Source organism: Pseudomonas sp. FFPRI_1 (assembly GCF_055384485.1).
Genome location: NZ_AP029168.1, coordinates 3,911,457 through 3,928,836 on the forward strand (window position 1 = coordinate 3,911,457; position 17,380 = coordinate 3,928,836).

15 protein-coding genes are annotated in these 17,380 nt (G+C 64.5%); 7 read left to right on the top strand and 8 right to left on the bottom strand.

Annotated elements, in window-relative coordinates; translation table 11 throughout:
• Positions 1-5 precede the first annotated feature (5 nt).
• Positions 6-1,709: an AMP-binding protein gene (locus ACZ5BO_RS17370; RefSeq protein WP_025129002.1), complete on the top strand. Its 1,704-nt coding sequence runs from the start codon at positions 6-8 to the stop codon at positions 1,707-1,709.
• Between the two features lie 153 nt (positions 1,710-1,862).
• Here ACZ5BO_RS17370 and ACZ5BO_RS17375 read toward each other — a convergent pair whose 3' ends face one another.
• Genes ACZ5BO_RS17375 through ACZ5BO_RS17390 form a run of 4 tightly spaced genes read right to left on the bottom strand, consistent with a single transcriptional unit; the run spans position 1,863 to position 6,531 of the window.
• Entirely contained in the window at positions 1,863-3,149 is a 1,287-nt protein-coding gene (locus ACZ5BO_RS17375; protein WP_464695866.1) for an efflux RND transporter periplasmic adaptor subunit, read from the bottom strand.
• Positions 3,139-4,638: a TolC family protein gene (locus ACZ5BO_RS17380; protein WP_029978416.1), complete on the bottom strand. Its 1,500-nt coding sequence runs from the start codon at positions 4,636-4,638 to the stop codon at positions 3,139-3,141. Before ACZ5BO_RS17380 ends, ACZ5BO_RS17375 begins: the two co-directional genes overlap by 11 nt.
• On the bottom strand, positions 4,631-5,830 hold the full coding sequence (locus tag ACZ5BO_RS17385; protein ID WP_464695869.1) for an ABC transporter permease: 1,200 nt from the start codon (positions 5,828-5,830) through the stop codon (positions 4,631-4,633). The genes ACZ5BO_RS17380 and ACZ5BO_RS17385 overlap by 8 nt, the downstream gene beginning before the upstream one ends.
• Complete coding sequence (locus tag ACZ5BO_RS17390) at positions 5,827-6,531, bottom strand: ABC transporter ATP-binding protein (protein WP_464695870.1); 705 nt, start codon at positions 6,529-6,531, stop codon at positions 5,827-5,829. Before ACZ5BO_RS17390 ends, ACZ5BO_RS17385 begins: the two co-directional genes overlap by 4 nt.
• Positions 6,532-6,884: 353 nt before the next feature.
• Between ACZ5BO_RS17390 and ACZ5BO_RS17395 the strand changes: the two genes are divergently transcribed.
• Both ACZ5BO_RS17395 and ACZ5BO_RS17400 read left to right on the top strand, forming a co-directional pair.
• A complete protein-coding gene (locus ACZ5BO_RS17395) occupies positions 6,885-7,640 on the top strand; it encodes a TetR/AcrR family transcriptional regulator (RefSeq protein ID WP_464695871.1) in 756 nt (251 codons plus the stop codon).
• A 140-nt stretch (positions 7,641-7,780) separates the two neighbouring features.
• Positions 7,781-8,743: an alpha/beta fold hydrolase gene (locus ACZ5BO_RS17400; protein WP_464695872.1), complete on the top strand. Its 963-nt coding sequence runs from the start codon at positions 7,781-7,783 to the stop codon at positions 8,741-8,743.
• Between the two features lie 32 nt (positions 8,744-8,775).
• Here the strand turns inward: ACZ5BO_RS17400 and ACZ5BO_RS17405 are convergent, their stop codons facing one another.
• On the bottom strand, positions 8,776-9,675 hold the full coding sequence (locus ACZ5BO_RS17405; RefSeq protein ID WP_464695873.1) for a LysR substrate-binding domain-containing protein: 900 nt from the start codon (positions 9,673-9,675) through the stop codon (positions 8,776-8,778).
• A 105-nt stretch (positions 9,676-9,780) separates the two neighbouring features.
• On the opposite strand from ACZ5BO_RS17405, the gene ACZ5BO_RS17410 reads away from it, so the two are divergent.
• Positions 9,781-10,668 (top strand): alpha/beta fold hydrolase, encoded by an 888-nt coding sequence (locus ACZ5BO_RS17410; protein WP_464695874.1) that lies wholly within the window; start codon positions 9,781-9,783, stop codon positions 10,666-10,668.
• A gap of 39 nt (positions 10,669-10,707) precedes the next feature.
• Here the strand turns inward: ACZ5BO_RS17410 and ACZ5BO_RS17415 are convergent, their stop codons facing one another.
• From ACZ5BO_RS17415 to ACZ5BO_RS17425, 3 genes are read right to left on the bottom strand one after another with little or no spacing between them, the layout of a single operon-like run.
• On the bottom strand, positions 10,708-12,021 hold the full coding sequence (locus ACZ5BO_RS17415) for an NAD(P)/FAD-dependent oxidoreductase (protein WP_464695875.1): 1,314 nt from the start codon (positions 12,019-12,021) through the stop codon (positions 10,708-10,710).
• On the bottom strand, positions 12,018-13,106 hold the full coding sequence (locus ACZ5BO_RS17420; protein ID WP_025128994.1) for a polyamine ABC transporter substrate-binding protein: 1,089 nt from the start codon (positions 13,104-13,106) through the stop codon (positions 12,018-12,020). Before ACZ5BO_RS17420 ends, ACZ5BO_RS17415 begins: the two co-directional genes overlap by 4 nt.
• Before the next feature lie 48 nt (positions 13,107-13,154).
• The gene (locus ACZ5BO_RS17425; RefSeq protein WP_025128993.1) at positions 13,155-14,513 is read right to left on the bottom strand and encodes a glutamine synthetase family protein; all 1,359 of its coding nucleotides are present in this window, start codon (positions 14,511-14,513) and stop codon (positions 13,155-13,157) included.
• Between the two features lie 163 nt (positions 14,514-14,676).
• Here ACZ5BO_RS17425 and ACZ5BO_RS17430 point away from each other — a divergent pair, with 163 nt between their 5' ends.
• From ACZ5BO_RS17430 to ACZ5BO_RS17440, 3 genes are all read left to right on the top strand, one after another.
• Positions 14,677-15,582, top strand: a complete 906-nt coding sequence (locus tag ACZ5BO_RS17430) for a helix-turn-helix domain-containing protein (protein WP_464695876.1) — start codon at positions 14,677-14,679, stop codon at positions 15,580-15,582.
• A gap of 136 nt (positions 15,583-15,718) precedes the next feature.
• The gene (locus ACZ5BO_RS17435; RefSeq protein WP_464695878.1) at positions 15,719-15,871 is read left to right on the top strand and encodes a hypothetical protein; all 153 of its coding nucleotides are present in this window, start codon (positions 15,719-15,721) and stop codon (positions 15,869-15,871) included.
• Positions 15,872-15,947: 76 nt separating this feature from the next.
• Entirely contained in the window at positions 15,948-17,357 is a 1,410-nt protein-coding gene (locus tag ACZ5BO_RS17440) for a hypothetical protein (protein ID WP_464695879.1), read from the top strand.
• Positions 17,358-17,380: the final 23 nt, after the last annotated feature.

Here is a 17,380-nt window from a genome sequence, read left to right on the forward strand (position 1 = left end):
TGCCAATGAGTGTCGTGAGCCTGCAACCTGTCGAGCGCATCTGGCTGAACGCTTACCTGCCGGGTGTGCCCAGCGATATCGAAGCCGAGATCGACCGCTACCCGTCGCTGCGGGAAGTGTTCCTCGAGCACGTGGACAAGTACCGCCAGCGGGTCGCCTATGTGAGCATCGGCACCGAGATGGGCTACGACCTGTGGGAACAGCGGGTATTCGCCTTTGCCGCCTGGCTGCAGTCGAAAGGGGTGAAGAAGGGCGACCGGGTGGCGCTGATGATGCCCAACAGCCTGCAGTACCCGATCTGCCTGTTCGGCACCCTGCTGGTGGGCGCGGTGGTGGTCAACGTCAACCCCTTGTACACCGCCCATGAGCTGCGGCATCTGCTCAAGGACAGCGGTGCCGAGACCGTGGTGATCTTCGAGAACTTCGCCCATACCCTGGAGCAGGCAATGCCAGGCAGCCAGTTGAAGAACATCGTGGTGGCCTCGATTGGTGACCTGGTGGGGACCTTCAAGGGCGCGGCATTGAATTTCGTGCTGCGCCATGTGCAGAAGCAGATCCCGGCATTCAACCTGCCTGGGGCCATTCGCTTTCCGGCGATGATGAAACAGGCCTCGGTGCTGGAGCATCGTCCGGTGGAGCTCAAGCAGGAGGACATCGCCTTCCTGCAGTACACCGGCGGCACCACCGGCGATGCCAAGGGCGCCATGCTCACTCACCGCAACATCCTCGCCAACCTGATGCAGGCCAAGGCCTGGGTCGGCGACCAGTTGGACGAGAGCCAGCAGGAAACCAACGTTACCTTGCTGCCGCTGTATCACGTGCTGTCGCTGACAGTGAACTGCCTGATGTTCATGTGCCTGGGCGGGCGCAACATCCTGATCGCCAACCCCCGGGACGTGAAGCGGGTGCAGATGATCCTGCGCAAGGAAAAGTTCAGCGGCATCGTCGGGGTCAACACCCTGTTCAACGGCCTGCTGGAGAACGAGGAGTTTCGCGGCCGGGATTTCTCCGACCTGAAACTGGCGATCGCCGGCGGCATGGCCACCCATACCTCGGTGGCCCGCCGCTGGAAGGAAGTCACCGGGGTGCCGATCATCGAGGGCTACGGCCTGACCGAATGCTCGCCGGTGGTGAGCATCAGCCCGATCGACATCGCACGCATGCGTGAAGGTGATTTCACCGGCACCATCGGCGTGCCGCTGCCGTCCACCTGGGTGCGCTTCATCCGTGAGGACGGCGAGCTGGCGGAACTGGGCGAGGAGGGCGAGTTGCAGGTCCGTGGCCCGCAGGTGATGAAAGGCTACTGGCAGCGTCCGGAGGAAACCGCCAAGGTCCTGGACCGTCACGGCTGGCTGGCCACCGGGGACATCGGGGTGATGAACGAGCAGGGTTTCATCCGCCTGGTGGACCGCAAGAAGGACATGATCCTGGTGTCCGGCTTCAACGTGTACCCCAACGAGATCGAGGACGTGGTGGCCTTGCACCCGGGGGTGGCGGAAGTGGCGGCGATCGGCATCGAGGACGAGGTGACCGGCGAGAAGGTGAAGATCTTCGTGGTGCGCAAGGACCCGAACCTGACCCAGGAACAGCTGCTGGCCCACTGCCGCGAATACCTCACCGGCTATAAGGTGCCGCGCTATGTCGAGTTCCGCACCGAGGAGCTGCCCAAGACCACGGTGGGCAAGGTCCTGCGCCGGGCCTTGCGCTGAGCCCCTGAACGGCCGCCAGCGCCGACACGCCGACGGTGTTTGTGTCGGCGCCGGCTTGCTGGCGAAGAGCTCCGCAAGATCTGCAGCGCCCGCGCTGGCGCCTTCGCTGGCAAGCCAGCTCCTACGGGGGTGTTGTGGGTGTCTGTGGGGGCGTCACGGGGCGCCGGGGAGGCGCACCTGGCCCGGCTGCAGGCCGAACACTTCGACCCCCTCGGCGGTCGATTGGCCAACGCTCACCGACAGCCGCTTTGCCGGCTGATCGGCGCTCGCCCGGTACTCCACGCTCATGCCGTCTGCTCCACGCTGGATCGCGGCGGGCGGGACGACCATCGCCTGGTCGTTGCGGTAGGTGATGATGGTCAGCCGCGCACTCATGCCCAGGCGCACCCGCTGCAGTTGTTCGCGACTCAGTTTGGGAATCGACAGGCTCACCGGGAACTGCGCGCTGCCGCTGGAGGCGTCCCCTGGCAAGGCCAGGCTGCTGACGATATCGACCACGCCGCTGAGGCGCTCACCGTCGAAGCCGTCGCCAAGGATCTCCACGCTCTGGCCCTGGTGCAACTGGTTGATGTCCAGTTCCGAGACCTTGCTGACGATTTTCAGTTGCTCGATGTTAGCCAGCCCGAACAGCACCTGGCCCTGGCCGACCTTGCTGCCGGTCTGCACAGGGCCTGCGGCGCCGGTCGACGCCGCCTGGGCGAGGTTGATCCCCGGCGCTGGCACCACGATACCGGCGAACGGCGCCGTGACATCCTTGCCCGCCAGGAGCGTGCGCAGGGCTTCATACTTGACCGTGGCATTGGTCAGTTCCATGTCGGCGATCTGCCGGTACTCACCGGTGCCCTGGTTCAGCGCCTGCTGCAATTCGCCCTGGGCCGCCGTCAGGTCCAGGCGCTGGGTCTGCAGCAGTTGGCTGAGGTCGTCCAGCTCGTTGCGGGGAATGATTCCACGGGCGAACAGGTTCTGGCTTTCATTGAGCTTGCGTTCGGAATTGCTCACGGTCATCTGCGAAGTGCGCAGGGTGCGTCGGGCCCGGGTGACCTGGGCGCTGTTGTTCCAGTCCTGCAGTTCCTGCACCGCGCGGCGGGCCTTGAGCTGGGCCGAGAGCGCCTCGCGCAGCTGAATCTCCACCAGGCTGGGGTCCATTTTCAGCAACACCTGGCCGGCGGCGACCCGTTGGCCCTGTTCCACCAGGTTGGCCAGGACATTGCCATCGAACGGCGCGGTCAAGCTGATGGTTGCCTGGGGTTCTATCTTGCCCACCAGGCCGATCTGATGAATCAGCGGCGCGCTGTTCACCTGGATCCAGCGCCCGTTGTCGGGGCTCGGGTCGGCCGGTGCCCGGGAGGCCAGCAGCCCCGCGACCGCCAGGGCCAGCAGGGCAACGGCCACGCCCCCTTGCAGGTAGCGCTTGCGCGGTGATCGTGGGTCAGAAGTCATTGAGCGCAATGTCCCAGGTCTCCAAGGTCATGCCCAGGGTCAGATCCAGCTGACTCTGGGCGTTGAGGTAGGCGATGAGGGCATTGAGGCGAGCATTCTCGCTGGTGCGCAAATCGCTTTCATAACTCAGTACCTGGAAGTTGCTGGAGCGTCCGGCGCTGAGTTTTTCCCGTTCGATGTCCAGCTTGCGCTTGGACAGCTCCACGGCCCGCTGAGAAATTTCGTATTGCCGCCAGCGGGTGCCCAGGTCCCGCACCACATCATTGACGCTGCGTTCCAGGGCCTGGCGGGCATCGGCCTGCACCAGCTCCTGGTTTTCCACGTCGACCCGGGCATGGACTTCGGCCTGGCGGGTGCTCAGGTCGCCAATGGGAATCCGTACCTGAACCCCGGCGTAGCTGTCCCAGGTACGCCCAGAACCACTGCCGCCGTCGTTGTCGTAGCGGTTGCGCACCTGGTTGGCACCGGCCACCAGCGAGACGTCCCAGCGGCTCTGGTCCTTGGCGATCACCAGGTTCAGGTCGGCCTGCTGGCTGCCCAGCAGCGTCGCCAGGTACGCGGGCTGCTGGACCTGAGCCATGCGCAGGGCTTCCTTTTGATCGATGCTGATGCGCGCCGCCTGCAACCCCTCGCTGGCACGAACGCGGGTGGACAGGTCCAGGGCCAGCAGGCGCAGCAGGGACAGGCGATTGATGTCCACCTGGTTGCGGGCCTCTTCGACCCCCAGTTCCTGGGTGGCGATATCGGCTTCGGTCTGCACGATCTCGAACTCGGCCATGCGCCCGGCGCCGATCAGCGCCTTGTTCACCTCCAGCAGGGCATTGGCGCGCTTGAGCGCATCCTCCACGATCGCCAGTTGTTCCTGGGCCCGCAGCAGTTCGCGATAGGCACCGATAATGTCGGTGATGGTCTGGGCCACGCTGGCCTTGAGGTTGAGGCGATAGGCCTGCTCGTTGATCCGGGCCAGGCGCACCGGTGCGGTGGTCACGTCCCAGCCGGCGCCCTTGAGCAACGGCTGGATAATGGCCAGGTCCAGGCCGTCGCGGCGGTAGTAGCCGGCATGGTTGGCGTTGTTCAACTCTTGTCGCCAGGCCAGGTTCAGGCGGGTGCCGTACTCCCCCAGCAGGCTCGAGGAGGGGTTGAGGGTGGTGTTGCGTACGCCATCGTTGCTGCCGCGGTTGGCCTGGGAGGTGGCGCTGAGCAAGAGTTTGGGGTTGAAGGTGTCCTCGGACACCCGCAGGTCGAACTTCTGCGCCACCCGCTGCAGGTAGGCGCTGCGAATCCCGCGGTTGTTGCGCAGCCCCAGGTACACCGCATCGCTCAAGGTCAGGTCGGTCTGCTGCTGGCTGAGCATCACGCTGCGGTCATAGGCGCTGCGCATGGTCGGGGCCGAGGCTTGGCGGGCCACGTTCATGTCCTGGGAACCGGCCTGGCCCAGGGGGCTGAGCAGGCACAGCAGCAACAGCGCGGCGCGGCGCGGGCTATTCATCTCGCAGGGCCTCCACCGGTTGCAGGCGTGAGGCCGAGATGGCGGGATACAGACCGAAGAACAGCCCGATCAACAGGGTACTGCCGATGCCCAGGGGCAAGGACGCCGAAGCCAGGGAAAACTCCCAGCCCGAGACCCGGGCATAGGTGTAGGCTGCGGCCATGCCGAGCACGGCCCCGGACATCGCGCCCACTGCGGTGAGGGTCACCGCTTCGAGCAGGAACAGGTTGCGAATGTCTCGACGCCGGGCCCCGAGGGCCATGCGGATGCCAATCTCCCGACGCCGCTCCGAGACGTTCATCAACATCACGTTCATCACCCCGACGCCGCCGCCCACCAGCGAGATCCCGCCCAGGGCCATCAGCAGGTAGCCGAAGGTGCGGCTTTGGCGAGTCATGCCGTCGATGATCTTCTGCGGTACCTGCACCTCCACGCCACGTCCCGGGAGCATGTGCTTGAGTTGCGTGCCGAGAGCCGCGGCCAGTGTGCCCATGTCCTGGGCCGGGGCTGCCCGGGCAATCAGGTTGCTGATCTGCGGGCTGCTGGAAATCCGCCGCATGCCCTCCAGGGGAATGAACAGCGATTCGTTGGTCTGCACCGGAATCAGCACGGCGGCGGGCTGGTTGCGCAGGATGCCGATGACTTGGAACAGGTAGTCGTTGATGCGGATCCGGTCTCCCAGGCGCAGGGGGGCGTGGGGTTTGCCCAGGGCCTGGGCGACCTGGGCGCCGACCACCGCGTAGGTTTGCGTGGCGTCGAACTCTGAAAGAAAACGCCCCTCCTGCAGTTGCAGGCGCATGGCATTGGCCAGGGACGCGGTGCTGCCCACCAGGTTGGCGTTGGTGCTGCGCCCCTGAAAGACCACCGGCCCGCTGAACAGGGCGATCGGCGCGATGTGCAGGATCGTGGGCAGGGCCTGGTGCAGCGCTTGGGTGTCCAGGGTCGCCGGCATCGGCGTACGACCTGCCGAGGTATCGGGAAACTGCACCGCCAGGGTGTCGGTGCCCATGTCCTGGAAAATCGCCGCGGCGTCTTTGGCGGCGTTGTGGCCGATGTTGATCAGGGCCACCACCGATGAGCTGCCAATAATGATCCCCAGCAGGGCCAGGATCGAGCGCTTGCCCAGGGTTCGCAGGCTGACGAAGGCTTCATGCAGCAACTGGCTGGCGCTTTGCTCGACCTTGAGGCTCATGCCGGGCAGGCCTCCTGGACCACGCCGTTGGTGACGCGGATCTGCCGTTCCAGACGCAGGGCGATGTTGGGGTCGTGGGTGACGATGATCAGGGTCACCTGCTGCTGGCGATTGAGCGCCAGCAGCAGGTCCATGATGTCCTGGGCGGTGTGGCTGTCGAGGTTGCCGGTGGGTTCGTCGGCGAGGATCACCGCAGGTTCGCCCACCAGCGCCCGGGCGATCGCCACCCGCTGGCGCTGGCCGCCGGAAAGGTCCGCCGGGCGATGCCCGGCGCGTTCCGCCAGGCCTACCTGTTCGAGCATGTGCATGGCCCGTTCCAGGGATTCACGCCGGGCCACGCCGCGATAGCTCAGGGGCAAGGCGACGTTGTCCAGGGCGCTGAGGCGCGGCAGCAGGTTGAAGCTCTGGAACACGAAGCCGATCTGCCGGTTGCGGATCGCCGCCAACTGGTCCGGGCTGGCGCGGAAAATGTCATGGCCGGCAAAGCGATAGTCGCCGCTGTCGGGCAGGTCCAGCAGGCCGAGGATGTTCAGCAGGGTGCTCTTGCCGGAGCCGGAGGCGCCGAGAATGGCGCAGCTTTCGCCGGCTTCGATGGAAAGGGAAACGTTCTTCAGGATATGGAGCGGTTGCTCCGCCAGCCGATAGCTCTTGCCTATGCCCTGCAGGGAGATAAAACCTTGCTCGATTATCGTCTCTGTCATCGCTTACTGCGCCGGCTGGCTCGACGGACTGCTGGTCGGGGTCGCGCCACGGGACTCATCGGGCGGGATTTTCGAGGGCAGCGCCAAGCTCTGGTTTTATTTATTATTTTAAAAACTTTGTTTGAATAGTAACTGCGTTCATCCTGGCGCGCCAGCCGTCTGAACCGGGTAATTGAGGGCTTTTTTCGGCGGTTTTTCTACAGGAACCCACGGGTCACAAAAAGGCCTGCGGCCACTTCGAGAGTCCCCCAGGCGCTTGCTTTTAGGGCTTCTCACGGGTATAAAAAATCAAATTTTTTTTTAAAACACTGTTCGAACGGTCAGTTTTTCATCCCAGCAAAGGTTAGTCCTCCATGGTCGCCAAGAAACTCAGTGCCCCCAATGTCACCAAGACCCGACTGCTGGAAGCGACCGAGGCATTATTCATCAAGTACGGCTACGACGCGGTGCTGCTGCGCCAGATCACCGAGCGAGCCAAGGTCAACCTGGCCGCGGTGAACTACCACTTTGGCGACAAGGATTCGCTGATGAAGGCACTGCTCATGCAGCGCCTGGGCCCGCTCAATGACCAGCGCCTCGAACTGCTGGCCAAATGCGAGGAACAATCGGACGGCCCCCTGGATTGCGAGACCCTTCTGGGGGTGCTGTTCGCACCGGCCATGGGCCTGGAGCGCAGCGATGAAAGTGGTGGGCTGGAGGGGCGCTCGTTCATTCGCTTCCTCGGCCGGGTGTACAGCGACACCTCGCCGTTCATTCAGGAATACCTCAAGGAACACTACCAGCCGGTGTTCGAGCGCTTCTTCAAGGGTTTCGCCCTGGCCTTGCCGGATCTGCCGCGCAACGAACTCGGGGTGCGCCTGCAATTCGCCCTCAAGGCGATCTCCGGGGTAATGGCCGGCACAGAACTGCGCTTGCTGATGCAGGCCATGAGCCTGGGGCGCCCGGCCACCGACGCTGAAGTCATGGCCAAGCTGATCAGCCTGGTGTCGGCGGCGATTCGTGCACCGATGCAAGACCCGGATTCCGAGCAGGCACTGGAGAAAGTCCTCAATACCCAGCGCCTGATCCGCCAGCAATCCCAGTCCCTGGCCGGCCTGATTCCCGGTTGACCCCGAGCTGCAGCCGCGCGTCGCGTCCCTGCGCCAGCGGCTGCACAAGCACCTGGATCATTCCAGCGATCAATGATTCTCAAGGGGTGAAGCAACCTCTGCTAGTTTCTGCTCCCTGAACCTGTTCTGGAGCCCGCGCCATGTTATTCCCTGAACCGCACCTCCTGGCCGTCAATGGCATTGAACTCAGTGTTCGGATCAGCGGCCCGGAGCAGGGGCGCCCGGTCTGGCTGCTGCACGGTTTTCCCGAGTGCTGGCATTCCTGGCGGCATCAGGTACCGGCGCTGGTGGCGGCGGGATATCGGGTCTTTGTGCCGGAGTTGCGCGGTTACGGCCGCAGCTCGGCACCCCAGGCGGTAGAGGCCTATGACCTGCTGACCCTGTGCGCCGACATCCAGCAGGCCATGGACCTGCTCGGCCATCGGCAGGTGTGCATCGTCGGCCACGACTGGGGCGCACCGCTGGCCTGGCACCTGGCGCTGCTGGAGCCGCAGCGGGTGGTGGCCCTGGTCACGCTTTCGGTGCCTTTCGCCGGGCGCCCGAAACGCCCGGCCAGCGAGATCATGGCCGAAGTCCACCGCGAGCACTTCAACTACATCCTCTACTTCCAGCAGCCGGGTGTGGCCGAGGCGGAACTGGACGCGGACATCGACGCCAGCCTGCGACTGTTCATGGGCAACGTCGCTGCGCTGCTGCAGCTCAAGCCTGCCGATGCCCGGCTGTTTGATGGCGTTGCAGTCCCCGCCGGGCTGCCCGACTGGTGCAGCGAGGATGATTTCCAGGCCTACCGGGAGACGTTTGCCGAGCGCGGCTTTCGCGGGGCCTTGAACTGGTACCGCAACTTCGAGCGCAACTGGCAGCGCAGCGAGTTCCTCAAGGAGGCCCAGGTGCTGCAACCGACCCTGTTCCTGCTGGGGGATCGTGACCCGGTGGGCGTGCTCGAAGCCCATACCCTCAAGCGCATGCCGGCGGTGGTGGCGCAGCTCGAGCAGCACACCCTGCGCGACTGCGGGCACTGGATCCAGAACGAGCAGGCGCCTGAGGTCAATCGCCTGCTGTTGGACTTCCTGAATCGTCACTTTGCCGCTCAAGGTGCGGATTGACCCCCACACCGTGCCCGGCGCTGGCAGTAAGCTCAGATCCGGCTATCACCCACGAAGCGCTTGCGTTTGCCCCATTCGCGCACTGACGCCACCAGGGCCCTCACCGCCGGGCTGCCCCCTTCGGCAAAGGCATAGAACCGGGCCACGGCCAGCTCCGGCAACGCCTGCTCGGAACCCAGCTCGCAGAGCCCCTCACGCAGTTGGCTGCGGGCGATCGGGGTGACGGCAAACCCCGCCAGGGCCGCGGCGATGCACCCGGCCATGCTGCTGCTCTCGAAGGCCAGGCGCCAGGCCCGCTGCCCCTGGGACAAGGCATCGACGGCCGACTCACGGTACACGCAGGGCTCAGGGAACACCGCCAGGGGCAGGGGAGACAGTGGGTCCAGTGACAACTGGCTGCTATAGGCCCAGACCAATGGCTCTTCCCACAGCAACTCGCCTTCCTGTTCGACCCGCCGGCATTGCTTGCCGAACACCAGGTCCAGGTGGCCCAGGTCCTTGAACTGCAGCAGTTCGCTGGTGACTCCGACCTTGAGCTCGACGCTGGCCTGGGGATGGGCACGGCTGAAAGACTGCAACACATAAGGCAACCAGGTGCTGGCGAAGTCCTCGGAGGCGCCGACCCGCAGGCGACCTTGCAGGGGGCTGCCAGTGAGCTTGGCGCGAACTTCTCGTTCCAGGTTGAGGATGTTTCGCCCATAGGCGTAAAGCGTCTCGCCTTGGGCGGTCAGTTCCAGGCGGCGGGTGGTGCGGGCCAGGAGCTTGACCCCGAGATTGTCTTCCAGGCGCTTGATGTGCCCGCTCACTGCCGAAGGCGTCAGGGCCAGCCAGTCGGCCGCCAGAGCGAAGCTGTGGGCGTCGACCACGCAGAGGAAGGTGCGCAGCAACTGCAGGTCGAGGGTCGCGGAAAGGGCGCTGATCGGGGAGTTCATTGCAGCTCGACTCATCAGGAAATATCAACAGTACGACCTGATTCATCAGCAATCAATCGGCAATGCCTGCCTAGGATGGGGCTTTCTCTTGAGCGAGAGTCGAGCATGCAGCCCTATTCATTCGTTACCACCGTTGAACTTGAGGTGGCCTATCTGCAATGGAACCCTGAAGGGGTCAGGACCGCAGTACTGGTACACGGCTGGCCGGACAGCGCGCACACCTGGCACGGCGTAGCAACGCTTCTGGCAGCGGCTGGCTATCGGGTATTGGCGCCGGTACTACGCGGTTTTGCGCCGACCCGTTTCCGACAACGCAACACCTTGCGCAGCGGCCAGTTAGCGGCGCTGGGGGTGGACTTGCTGAACTTCATCGACGCACTTGAGGTGCAACAGCCGCTGCTGGTCGGTCACGACTGGGGGGCTCGGGCGGTGGCCAATGCCTGTGGCTTGCGTGCGGACGTGGCGTCGGCCCTGGTGATGCTGTCGGTGGGCTATGGCACCAACCATCCACAACAACCCTTGACCCTGGAGCAGGTCCGCAACTATTGGTACCACTGGTTCATGGCCACCCCCCGTGGACAACGCACGGTGAGCGAAGAGCGCCAGGCCTTTGCGCGGATGATGTGGGACTCCTGGTCCCCGCCGGGCTGGTACAGCGAGGCAGCGTTTCGCCAAGCCGCCCAAGCGTTCGAGGGCGAAGACTGGGCCGCCGTGGTGCTGCATTCCTATCAGCATCGCTGGGGAATGGCGCTGGGTGACCCGGCCTACGAGGCGGCCGAGGCGCAACTCGACCCGGCGCCCATTTTGGCGGTACCGACCCTGGTGCTGCATGGCGCCGTGGATGGCTGCAACCATCCGGACAGTTCCACGGGCCGTGAGGCCTGTTTCTCCGGGCGCTACCAGCGCACCGTGCTGGAAGGCGTCGGGCATTTCCCCCAGCGGGAAGCGGCGCCTGCGGTGGCCGAGGCCATTTTGCGCTTCATCCAGCCCTGATCCGGTTGCCCCCGGCACATCCGGGGGCGCGCTCGCGGGTTAACCCAGGGTTTCGCGCAGGCGATGCCAGAGCATGCCCAGGGCCAGCAGCGGGGTTCGCAAGGCCGGGCCGCCGGGGAAGGTCATGTGGGGCACCGCACTGAACACATCCAGACCCTGGCTGTGGCCGGCATGGATGGCTTCGGCCAACAGGCGCGCGGTCCAGTGGGTGACATTGAGGCCATGGCCGGAGTAACCCTGGGCGTAGAACACGTTGGGGTACTGGTTCAGGCGCCCGACCTGGGGAAAGCGATTGGCGGTGATGCCGATCTTGCCGCCCCATTGGAAGTCGATGGCGACCTGGGCCAATTGCGGGAACACCTTGAGCATCTTCGGCCGCATGTAGGCGGCAATGTCCGTCGGATCGCGCCCGGAATAATGGCAGGCGCCGCCAAACAGCAGGCGCCGGTCCGCGCTGAGCCGGTAGTAGTCCAGGCCGACCTTCTGGTCACAGAGCGCCAGGTTCTGCGGGATCAACCGGGCAGCCAGGGCTTCGGGCAGGGGCTCGGTGGCGATGATGTAGCTGCCCGCGGGCAGTACCTTGCCGCTCAGGCGCGGCTCCAGTTCATCCAGGTGGGCATTGCAGGCCAGCACCAGGCGCCCGGCTCGCACCGTGCCGGTGGCGCAGCGCACCTTTACGCTGTCACCGTGGAGCAGCTCCAGCACCGGGCTCTGCTCGAAGATCCGCACCCCCAGGGATGCGGCGAGCCGAGCCTCGCCGGTCACCAGCTTGAGCGGGTGCAGATGCCCCGAACCCATGTCCACCAGGCCCCCGGCATACACCGAGGATGCCACCACTTGCTGCATGTCCTCGGGCGCCACCAGGCGCGTGGGGTGAGGGTAGTCAAGGGCGGCCAGCTCCTCCTGCTCGGCCTTGAAGGCGGCAAATTGCGCCGTCGTATTGGCCAGTTCGCAGAAGCCCCAGCGCAGGTCGCAATCGATGCCGTGCTCGATGACCCGGCGGGCCACCACTTGCACGGAATCGATGCCGGCGCGGTTCAGGTAGCGCACACCTTCATGGCCGACATGCCGGGCGAAACCGCTGACGTCATGGCCGATGCCGCGGATCAACTGGCCGCCGTTGCGGCCACTGGCGCCCCAACCGATGCGCCGGCCCTCCAGGAGAATCACCGACAGCCCGCGCTGGGCCAGCTCGATGGCGGTGTTGACCCCGGTGAAACCGCCGCCGATCACACAGACGTCGGCCTGCAAGTCGCCTTCCAGCAGCGGATAGCGGGGCAGCTCGCCAGCGGATGCGGCGTAGTAGGAGCGGGCGTGCTCGTTGGCGTGGGTGAAAACAGTTTGCTGATTCATTTGTTGGATTTCACTTTGCTCCAGGAGCGGGTCATCAAACGCATGATGGCCGGCGACTGGGTGGTGGAAATGTACAGCTTGTCGAGCACCTCCTGAGGCGGGTACACCTCGGGGTTGCTCACCAGCTCGGCCTCCATGTACTGCTGGGACGCCGGGTTGGGGTTGGCATAGCCGACATAGGCGCTGACCTTGGCAATCACTTGCGGGTCCAGCAGGTAGTTGATGAAGGCGTGGGCCTCCTTGACGTTGCCGGCATCGGCGGGGATCGCCAGCAGGTCGAACCACAGGTTGCTGCCTTCCTTGGGAATCGAGTAGGCGATGTTCACCCCGTTCTTGGCTTCCTTGGCCCGGTTGGCGGCCTGGAACACATCGCCGGAGTAGCCGAAGGCGATGCAGATATCACCGTTGGCCAGGTCCGAGACGTACTTGGAGGAGTGGAAGTAGGTGATGTAGGGGCGCAGGGTCAATAGCTTGGCTTCGGCCTTCTTGTAGTCCTCGGGGTTCTCGCTGCGCGGGTCCAGGCCCAGGTAGTTGAGCACCGCCGGGAACACTTCATCCGGCGAGTCCATCATCGACACCCCGCATTGCTGCAGCTTCTTCAGGTTCGCAGGCTCCAGCAGCACCGCCCAGGAATCGATATGGTCGATGCCCAGCACCTGCTTGACCTTGTCGACGTTGTAGCCGATGCCGTTGGTGCCCCACAGGTAGGGCACCGAGTACTGGTTGCCGGGGTCGTTCTGCTCCAGCAGGGCCAGCAGCTTGGGATCGAGGTTCTTCCAGTTGGGCAACTGCGAGCGGTCCAGCTTGAGGAACGCGCCGGCCTTCACCTGGCGCGCCAGAAAATGGTTGGAGGGCACCACCACGTCGTAGCCGGTGCGCCCGGCCAGCAACTTGCCCTCCAGGGTTTCGTTGGAGTCGAAGACGTCGTAGATCACCTTGACCCCGGTCTTGCCCTGGAAGTCGGCGAGGGTGGTCTGGCCGATGTAGTCGGTCCAGTTGTACACGCTGACACTGGGTTGTGCCTGGACGGCGGTGCTGCACAAGACCGCCAGTGCGGCCGGGATCACTGCTTTCAAAAGACGCATGTCGACACCTCTTCGGGTTGGTTTTTGTGGATTGCAGACTGCGGGTACTCAGACGCTGAGCAGCAGGAACTCACGTTCCCAGGAACTGATCACGCGTTTGAAGTTCTCGTGTTCGGCACGCTTGACCGCCACATAGCCGCGGACGAACTTGCGCCCCAGGTACTGCTCGATGGTCGGGCAGTCTTCCATGTGGGCCAGGGCGTCCTCGATGGTGATCGGCAGGCGCAGGCTGCGCCGTTCATAGGCCCGGCCTTCCACCGCGGCGCTGGGCTCGATGCCCTCGACCATGCCCAGGTAGCCGCACAGCAGGCTGGCGGCGATCGCCAGGTAGGGGTTGGCGTCGGCACCGGGCAGGCGGTTTTCCACGCGCATGGCCTCCGGGCTTGCGGTCGGCACCCGCAGGCCCACGGTGCGGTTCTCTTCGCCCCACTCGACGTTCACCGGGGCCGAGGTGTCCGGCAGGAAGCGGCGGAACGAGTTGACGTTGGGGGCGAACATCGGCAGCACCTTGGGGATGTACTTCTGCAGGCCGCCGATGTGGTGCAGGAACAGCTTGCTTTTCTCACCGTTGGCGTCGACGAAGATCGGCTTGCCGGTGGCGATGTCCACCACGCTCTGGTGCAGGTGCATGGCGCTGCCGGGCTCGTCGGCCACCGGCTTGGCCATGAAGGTGGCGGTGACGTTGTGCTTGAGCGCGGCCTCGCGCAGGGTGCGCTTGAACACGGTGATCTGGTCCGCCAGATCGAGGGCGTCGCCGTGGCGGAAGTTGATTTCCATCTGCGCCGGGCCGTCTTCGTGGATCAGCGTGTCCAGGTCCAGGCCCTGGGCTTCGCACCAGTCGTAGACATCCTCGAACAGCGGGTCGAATTCGTTGGCGGCATCGATGGAGAACGACTGGCGACCACTTTCCGCGCGGCCCGAACGGCCCAGCGGCGCCTTGAGCGGCAGGTCCGGGTCTTCGCAGCGCTGGGTCAGGTAGAACTCCATTTCCGGGGCAACGATCGGCTGCCAGCCCTTGTCGGTGTACAGCTGCAGCACTTTTTTCAGCACGTTGCGCGGCGACAGCTCGATCGGGTTGCCGAACTTGTCGAAGGTGTCGTGGATGACGATGGCGGTGGGCTCGATGGCCCAGGGCACCAGGTAGATCGATGACGAGTCGGGGCGGCAGACCATGTCGATGTCGGCCGGGTCCAGCAGTTCGTAGTACAGGTCGTCGTCGACAAAATCCCCGGTTACCGTTTGCAGCAGGACACTTTCCGGCAGGCGCATGCCGCGCTCATGCAGGAACTTGTTGGTGGGCGCGATCTTGCCGCGGGCAATGCCGGTCAGGTCGCTGACCACGCACTCTACTTCGGTAATCTTGTGATCTTTCAGCCAGGAGGAAAGCTGATCGAAAGGGGCATTCATAAAGACCTCGATGATTGGTTGTACCTGCTCCGAGGTGAGCGGGAGTATCCCGGCAAGGCTTCCCCTGCGGCGCATTGGCGACTATCTTGGGCGAGCCTTGTTGTTCCATCTATCCACTTTAAGCAGCACCAAAGCGCACCAAAAGAGTGCGCAAGGTCCCCCGATGACAGCGTCCAATCCGCTCCAGGTTCAAGCCTTCAACACCTTCGATGTGGCCGAGCAGGTCCGTGCCACCCCGGGTTGGGTGCAGCACTACCAGCAGATGTCCCCCGGGCATTTCAATGGCCTGGTGCGCTACCTCGACCTGCAGGGCGTAGAGATCTACGAGGAGTGCATGAACACCCGGGTCGAGCAGAACTTCAGCGCCCCCGAGGGCGCCCTGGCGTTCTGTTTCGATCGCAGCGACAACGCCCTGTACCTGCTCAATGGCGAGAGCCGCAATATCTGGATCACCCCGGAGAACTACCAGGAAGTGGCGGTGGTGTTCGGCCCCGAGTTCGTCCAGCGCCAGGGCCTGGGGCTGGAGCGCCTGGACGGCCTGTTCATGGCGCCGCTGACCAACCAGCAGAACGCCCTGTTCTGTCGCTGGCTGAGTTCCACCTTGACCCGCCTGTCCCAGACCTTTGACCCACCCAGCCGCGAAGCCCTGACCCAGCAACTGCTGGACGACTGCCTGTACATCCTCGACAACGCCTGCGTGCGCCTGGACCCGGGCGGCCTGCAACGGCGCAACGAGGAGCGGGGGATCATGCAGCGGGTGGCGCAATGGGCCGCCGACGTCCCCGAGGAAACCCTCAACCTGCTGGAGTTGTCCCAGGTGGCCGGGGTTTCCCTGCGTCAGTTGCAAAGCGCGTTCAAGGCCTTTACCGGCATGGCCCCCAGCCAGTGGCTGCGCCTGCGCCGGCTCAACAGCGCGCACCGCGAACTGCTCAGCCGCGGGCCCAGCGAGACCACCGTGGCCGAGGTGGCGATGCACTGGTCGTTCTGGCACCTGGGACGGTTCTCCAGCAGCTATCGGGCGCTGTTCAGGGAATTGCCCAGTGAGACGTTGAAACGTCGTTCGAGCTGATCGGTGCCCGTCTAGCCTAGGCGCTGGCCGGCCAGCGAAGGCATGCGCAAACACCCCCGCGGTCCTGCTGGCCCGCAAGCCGGCTTCTGGAAAAAAACAATGGTGCGGGGAAGTTCGATTCTCGGAATCGGCATGTTTGCACGGTAGAGAGTGCCGTACGTCGCGGCCCTGGCCCGGCATTCGCAACGACGCTGAGGTGTTCAAGGTGCAACCCGAACTGGACTGGGGCATAGCCCGCGAGGTGGCGCTGACGGCGGCCGAATGGGCCCGCGACGCCGATCCTGAATAAGCACAAGAGGGGGGAGTGGCAATGCGCCATAAAGCATTTAAAGTAGGCGCCCCTCACCCATGCTCAAGGATTGGCGATGCGCAGAACTCGACTCTGGACCCATTGCAAGACAACGTTGCTGACAAGCTGCCTGCTGGGCCTGCCATTGGCCGCTCTAAGCCTTGAAGCCCAGGCCGCGGAGCCTGATTTCATCACCCTGGTGATCGAGAACGAAGGCGACTATCCCATCACCTTCGAGCCGCCGTTCAACGTCAACTCCTCGGACTTCGAGCGCAAGTACCCGGTCGATGTGCCCCGGTATGCCACGGTCAAGGGCCTGGAAACGGGGCCGGTGGTGATCGGCGCGCGCCAGCAGGGGATGCTGGTGATGGCCTTGAGCAAGCCGATGTTCAATTTCCTCGATATCTTCAGCAAGGACTGGGGCTTCAACCTCAAGTTCTGCCAGGAGCGCGGAGCCTGCGACGAGGCCCGGCTCAGCGGGACCATCCGCTCCACCACCAGCTTCAACTGGAATCAGTCGAAAAACTTCAGCGACGCGCAAGTCAGCAACCTGACCAATGACGAGCTGGACGCCTACGCCAAGACCAAGGTCATGGTCTCGGGCATTCTCACCACCCTGGGCAGCGTGCTCGGCCTGCCGTTCGGTGCCGCCGGCATGATCGGCGGCCTGCCGGACGTGCAGAACTTCAAGGTGACCCTGAAGCAGCAGTGCAACGCGCGCTTCTCGATGAACCTGGAACCTTCGCTGGCGGCCAACGGCGACTTTCTCGTCGACTTGCGAGTCAACCGCGTGCTGCCCAGCGACATGAGCAACTTCAACGGCTTTGTCATCGACGACAGCGCCGTGGTCGGCAAAGGCTTGCGCCTGATGGAAAACGGCTGCCGCGATGGCCGGCAGGCCCAGTGCCTGATCCGCTTCAACGGCGGCACCGACATGAAGAACCTCAACACCACCGAGTTTGCCGTCACCGACCGCGCCGGTTGCCAGGCCGGTGACAAGCTGGCCTATTCCCAGGGCGCCTTCATGCTCAGCAACAAGGTCGGTTTCCCGGTGCGCTACACCCTGTTCATCAAGGACCGCATGGTCGACAACGGCGAAGTCTGGCCCGACCAGAACAAGGACCTGCGCCAGCTGGTGGGCCAGGTCATGGCCACCGTCGGCGATCAGGAATGCCCGCAGGCCCAGGACCCCTGGATGGGCGGGCGACGCATGGGTGTCTGCCCGTTGCGCCTGGAAGTCCAGGGTGACGGCGGCCCGGGGCTCAAGGGCAGCCTGCGTTGCAGCCTGTCCATGCGCCAGGGCACCGTGGGCGAGCCGAATGCCGACTACATGAACCTCTACAGCCTGACCGGCTGCACCCCCGGCATGCCGGCGTCCATCAGCCCGGTGACCGATTTCTACCAGATGGACATCAAGCGCATGGTGCCGCTCAGTGGCATGCACAAGATGATTTCCATCGACCTGATCAAGCCGCAGCAGCAATAGGGCTGCGGCTCATCCAGCCCGGC

What these genes read in the sequence shown, in the direction of transcription:
- ACZ5BO_RS17395 (WP_464695871.1), top strand. Translation starts at nt 6,885, where the DNA reads ATGGTCGCCAAGAAACTCAGTGCCCCCAATGTCACCAAGACCCGACTG.
- ACZ5BO_RS17425 (WP_025128993.1), bottom strand. Translation starts at nt 14,513, where the DNA reads ATGAATGCCCCTTTCGATCAGCTTTCCTCCTGGCTGAAAGATCACAAG.
- ACZ5BO_RS17430 (WP_464695876.1), top strand. Translation starts at nt 14,677, where the DNA reads ATGACAGCGTCCAATCCGCTCCAGGTTCAAGCCTTCAACACCTTCGAT.
- ACZ5BO_RS17410 (WP_464695874.1), top strand. Translation starts at nt 9,781, where the DNA reads ATGCAGCCCTATTCATTCGTTACCACCGTTGAACTTGAGGTGGCCTAT.
- ACZ5BO_RS17380 (WP_029978416.1), bottom strand. Translation starts at nt 4,638, where the DNA reads ATGAATAGCCCGCGCCGCGCCGCGCTGTTGCTGCTGTGCCTGCTCAGC.
- ACZ5BO_RS17370 (WP_025129002.1), top strand. Translation starts at nt 6, where the DNA reads ATGAGTGTCGTGAGCCTGCAACCTGTCGAGCGCATCTGGCTGAACGCT.
- ACZ5BO_RS17440 (WP_464695879.1), top strand. Translation starts at nt 15,948, where the DNA reads ATGCGCAGAACTCGACTCTGGACCCATTGCAAGACAACGTTGCTGACA.
- ACZ5BO_RS17390 (WP_464695870.1), bottom strand. Translation starts at nt 6,531, where the DNA reads ATGACAGAGACGATAATCGAGCAAGGTTTTATCTCCCTGCAGGGCATA.
- ACZ5BO_RS17385 (WP_464695869.1), bottom strand. Translation starts at nt 5,830, where the DNA reads ATGAGCCTCAAGGTCGAGCAAAGCGCCAGCCAGTTGCTGCATGAAGCC.
- ACZ5BO_RS17405 (WP_464695873.1), bottom strand. Translation starts at nt 9,675, where the DNA reads ATGAACTCCCCGATCAGCGCCCTTTCCGCGACCCTCGACCTGCAGTTG.
- ACZ5BO_RS17420 (WP_025128994.1), bottom strand. Translation starts at nt 13,106, where the DNA reads ATGCGTCTTTTGAAAGCAGTGATCCCGGCCGCACTGGCGGTCTTGTGC.
- ACZ5BO_RS17375 (WP_464695866.1), bottom strand. Translation starts at nt 3,149, where the DNA reads ATGACTTCTGACCCACGATCACCGCGCAAGCGCTACCTGCAAGGGGGC.
- ACZ5BO_RS17415 (WP_464695875.1), bottom strand. Translation starts at nt 12,021, where the DNA reads ATGAATCAGCAAACTGTTTTCACCCACGCCAACGAGCACGCCCGCTCC.
- ACZ5BO_RS17400 (WP_464695872.1), top strand. Translation starts at nt 7,781, where the DNA reads ATGTTATTCCCTGAACCGCACCTCCTGGCCGTCAATGGCATTGAACTC.